General features: G+C 72.0%; 4 protein-coding genes. 1 reads left to right on the plus strand and 3 read right to left on the minus strand.

Features of this window, described 5'->3' with window-relative positions:
• Positions 1-262: 262 nt before the first annotated feature.
• Genes ACO1BU_RS36240 through ACO1BU_RS36250 form a run of 3 tightly spaced genes read right to left on the minus strand, consistent with a single transcriptional unit; the run spans position 263 to position 3,422 of the window.
• Positions 263-1,255, minus strand: a complete 993-nt coding sequence (locus tag ACO1BU_RS36240) for a tyrosine-type recombinase/integrase (RefSeq protein WP_424140720.1) — start codon at positions 1,253-1,255, stop codon at positions 263-265.
• Complete coding sequence (locus tag ACO1BU_RS36245; RefSeq protein WP_424140721.1) at positions 1,252-2,166, minus strand: tyrosine-type recombinase/integrase; 915 nt, start codon at positions 2,164-2,166, stop codon at positions 1,252-1,254. Before ACO1BU_RS36245 ends, ACO1BU_RS36240 begins: the two co-directional genes overlap by 4 nt.
• The gene (locus tag ACO1BU_RS36250; protein WP_424140722.1) at positions 2,160-3,422 is read right to left on the minus strand and encodes a tyrosine-type recombinase/integrase; all 1,263 of its coding nucleotides are present in this window, start codon (positions 3,420-3,422) and stop codon (positions 2,160-2,162) included. The genes ACO1BU_RS36245 and ACO1BU_RS36250 overlap by 7 nt, the downstream gene beginning before the upstream one ends.
• A gap of 177 nt (positions 3,423-3,599) precedes the next feature.
• Here ACO1BU_RS36250 and tnpB point away from each other — a divergent pair.
• On the plus strand, positions 3,600-3,840 hold a 241-nt coding region (gene tnpB / locus ACO1BU_RS36255), incomplete at its 3' end, for an IS66 family insertion sequence element accessory protein TnpB (protein WP_424140723.1).

A 3,840-nucleotide genomic window follows, 5' to 3' on the forward strand; every position in this document is an offset into this window, starting at 1 on the left:
GGCGGGGCGCCCGAGGGGCGGATCGAGATCGTGCTGCCGGACGGCACGGCGGTGCGGGTGCCGGAGGCGGTGAGCCCCTCCGCACTGCGGCGCGTGCTGGGGGCGCTGCGCGGATGATCCCGATCCCCTCTGCCGTCCGCGTCTGGCTTGCTGTCGGCCACACGGACATGCGCCGTTATGCGGCGATGGTGATTATGCGGAGCGGGGATGCGGGACGGTTGGTTCTTCCTCGGTGCCCCGCGTCGTCTGCCCCGCATAACGGCTATGGGCGCTCGCTGAGAAGGGCGATCAGCTCATCGGGCGGACGGAAATGACCCCGCCGGAGGGACGGTGCTGCTGCGGCCGTGAGGGTTTCGAGTTTCTCCGTCGGATCGGCGCGGAGGTAGACCTCCGTCGTCCGCAGGCCGGCGTGCCCGAGCCAGAGCGAAACGCGCCGGATGTCGCGGGTCGCATGCAGCATGTGCATCGCGCAGCTATGCCGCAGGACATGTGGACTGACGCGTCGCGTCGCGAGGGACGGGCAGGTTCGCGCAGCAGCCTTTGCGTGTTCGGAGAGGATATACTCGAAGCCGGCCCGGGTCATGGCCTCGCCACGTGCGTTGAGGAACAGCGCCGGATCGTGCTCGCCACGCCGCACGGCGAGCCAGGCCCGCAGGGCGGTGGCGGTCTCCCGCCAGAGCGGCAGGAGACGCTCGCGCCGTCCTTTGCCGAGGACATGCAGCACGGGTTCCGGCGCGAGGCGGAGGTCGTCGAGCCGCAGCCCGACCAGCTCCGAGACACGGAGGCCCCCGGCGAAGGCGACGTGCAGCATGGCCCTATCCCGCGCGCCCGGGATGGTCCGAGGGTCCGGTGCGTCGAGCAGCGCCTGGACCTCCTCGCGCGTCAGGTGCCGGACGAGGCGCTCATCGGTGCGCTTGACGGGGATGGCGCGGATGCACCGGGCCTGGTCGAGGCAGGAGGGGAGCCGGTACTCGAGGTAGCGGAACAGCGAGTTGACGGCCGCGAGACGGGCGTTGCGCGTCCGCGGCGAGTTGCCACGCCCGGCCTCGAGGTGGTGGAGGAAGTCGAGGACGAGCGGCGCGTCGAGTGCCTCCACTTCGAGCCCCGAAGGACGCGTGCCGAGCCGTTCCGCGGCGTAGCAGACGAGGAGGCGGAGCGCGTGGGCGTAGGTGTCGAGCGTGGCGGGGCTGGCCCGTCGCTCGAGCGGGAGGTGCTGCCGCAGGAACGCGGTCAGATGAGGGGCGAGCGCTGTCATGGCATCCCTCCCCGGAAGTTGGCCTCGCCGGCGGCCGCGATCCCTGCCATGAGCGCGGGCGTCGCATGCAGATACCACTGCGTGTCGGTCACACGGGCGTGGCCGAGGTAGGTGCTGAGCGCCACCATGTGGCGCGCCACCTCCGCCCCCGACACGCCGGCACAGGCCTCGAGCGAGCGGACCGCGAAGGTATGGCGGAGGTCGTGGATGCGGGGCCCGTCCGTGCCGGGCGCACCACGGAGGCCGGCTTTCCGGGCGAGCTGTCGGAACGTGCCCGAGGCCGTGTCGTACGGCAGGGGGCCGCCGGGAGCGACGAGCAGGAACGGGCCGGCCGCGCGATGACGTCGCCGCGCGCCGAGGTAGCGCGCGAGGGCGGCCGCCGTGGTGTCGTGCAGGGGCACAAGGCGGCTCTTGCGGAACTTCGTCTCACGGACGAGCAGCCCGTCCTCGGTGAGGTCGTCCAGCCGGAGGGCAAGAGCTTCGGAGATGCGCAGGCCCGTGGCGGCGAGGAGGCCGAACAGGGTGACGTAGAGGACCGGTCGCAGGCCGCCGGTCGGCGCGAGCGCCGCGGCCGCCTGCAGGAGGATCGCGATTTCCTCGTCGCTGTAGATATGCGGCAGATGCCGCTCGGTAACGGCGCGGCCGAACGCGTCGACCGGAGGCAGCTCGTGGGCCGCGTCCTCGGCCCGCAGGGCGAGTGCGAGGCGCCGGAGCACGAGGAGGCGGTTGCGCCGCTGCTGCGGCGACGGCGCCTCGCCTGCCCAGGCAAGGGCCGTGGCGGTCCGGATGGTCTGGTCTCCCCGCGCCTCCGCGAACCGCGCATAGAGCCCGAGCAGGCCGGCCTGGACGCGAAACCGGTAGCCTAGGGAGCGGTGCAGGGCGACGTAGCGCGCGACATCCTCGCTCAGCATGGCGCACCCTCCGGCCAGGGCCGGGCTATCCGGCGCAGCATCGGGACGTCGACCTTGGCGTAGTGGGCCGTCGTGTCGAGCGAGCGGTGCCGGAGGAGGGCCGAGACGGCGTCGAGGGTCGCCCCGGCCCGGAGGAGGGAGGTTGCCGCGGAGTGGCGCAGGAGGTTGGCGCCGCGTGTCGGCGGGTTGGCGATGTCGGCCCTCTCGAGGGCAAGACGGACGACGCTGGAGATCGCGGTCGAATCGGCGAACGGTCGTCTCGGTGCCCCGGCGCGGAGGAACACGCGGGGCTCCGCCCCGCCACCACCGCCGCCATCGTCGCGCCGGACCGCCAGATAGGCGAGGAGTGCGTCCCCGACGTCCTGCGGCAGGGGCAGGTGGACGTCCCGTCGACCCTTGCCGCGGACCCGCAGCGTCGCCGCGGTCCAGTCAAGGTCGTCGAACCGCAGCAGGAGGACGTCGCCCGCGCGCAGCCCAAGGCGGGCGAGCAGGAGGAGGATGGCGCGGTCCCGCAGCCCGTGGACGGTGCGGAGGTCGCACGACCCGATCACCCGTTCGACCTCCCCTGGTGGCAGATAGCGCGGCAGTGCCGACAGGCGCCATTGCGGCACCCTCGGGATCGCCTCCTCGAGCCCAGCGAGGCAGGCGCCACGCGAGGCGAGGAAACGCAGCCAGACCCGGAGCGCGGTGACGATGGTCTTGGCGTCCGCCCTGGACGTGGTCGAGACGGCGGTGAGCGCGACATCGCGCACGGATCGCGCGTCGTAGCGCGCTGGATCGTTGCCGAGGACGGGGAGGAGACGGAGGACCAGGCGGACGTGCTTGTCCGCCGTGGCGGGCACGACGCCCCTCTCGCCGAGCAGGTGGTCCCGGAACGCCACGAGATCGGCCGGCAGCGCGTCCCCCGTACGAACGTCGTCGCGCGGGGTCTCGCCCCGTTCACGAAGGAAAGCGACGAAGCAGCGCACACGTCCGGCGTAGCGCGGCGACAGCCGCCGGCACCCACGCCCGCCCGGGCAGCTGCAGCGATGCGCCGCGAAGCGCGACAGCGTCTCGTCCCCAACCGAGCAAGGCGCTATGCCCCTGAGCCGGAGCCAGTGGCCGAAGTGACGGGCGGAGCGGGTGTAGTCGTCGACGACGAGAGCCGTGTGGCCCCGTGCCGTCAGGACAGCGCCGAAGGCGTCGACCGACGCCGCGAACTCGCCGGCATGTAGGAACGTCCGCGCCCTCGACGGCGCCGATCCTGGTCTGGTCATGGAAGTCCTCCTCGCGGCTACCACCTCGGGCCGCGGGGACGACGTTAGACCCCGCCGTTATGCGGGGCAGACGACGCGGGGCACCGAGGAAGAACCAACCGTCCCGCATCCCCGCTCCGCATAATCACCATCGCCGCATAACGGCGCTTATGCGGACCTCCGCATAAGCGCCGTGGGATGAACGGCCTGGCCCTGCAGGTGCAGGAGGCGCTCGGGCGCGATCCGCATGCCGGCGATCTCTACGTTTTCCGCGGAAAACGCGGTGACCTGATCAAGGTCGTCTGGCACGATGGGATTGGAATGTCGCTCTACACGAAGCGGCTGGAACGGGGGAGGTTCGTGTGGCCGAGCGCGTCGGGTGATGTCCTCGGCATCTCCGCGGCCCAGCTCGCTTACATGCTCGACGGAATCGATTGGC

It is taken from the genome of Roseomonas chloroacetimidivorans (assembly GCF_049629625.1).
Classification (GTDB): Bacteria; Pseudomonadota; Alphaproteobacteria; order Acetobacterales; family Acetobacteraceae; genus Roseomonas; species Roseomonas chloroacetimidivorans.

Excerpts from the sequence above, each read along its gene's own strand:
- ACO1BU_RS36245 (WP_424140721.1), bottom strand. The coding sequence starts at position 2,166 with ATGCTGAGCGAGGATGTCGCGCGCTACGTCGCCCTGCACCGCTCCCTA.
- ACO1BU_RS36240 (WP_424140720.1), bottom strand. The coding sequence starts at position 1,255 with ATGACAGCGCTCGCCCCTCATCTGACCGCGTTCCTGCGGCAGCACCTC.
- ACO1BU_RS36250 (WP_424140722.1), bottom strand. The coding sequence starts at position 3,422 with ATGACCAGACCAGGATCGGCGCCGTCGAGGGCGCGGACGTTCCTACAT.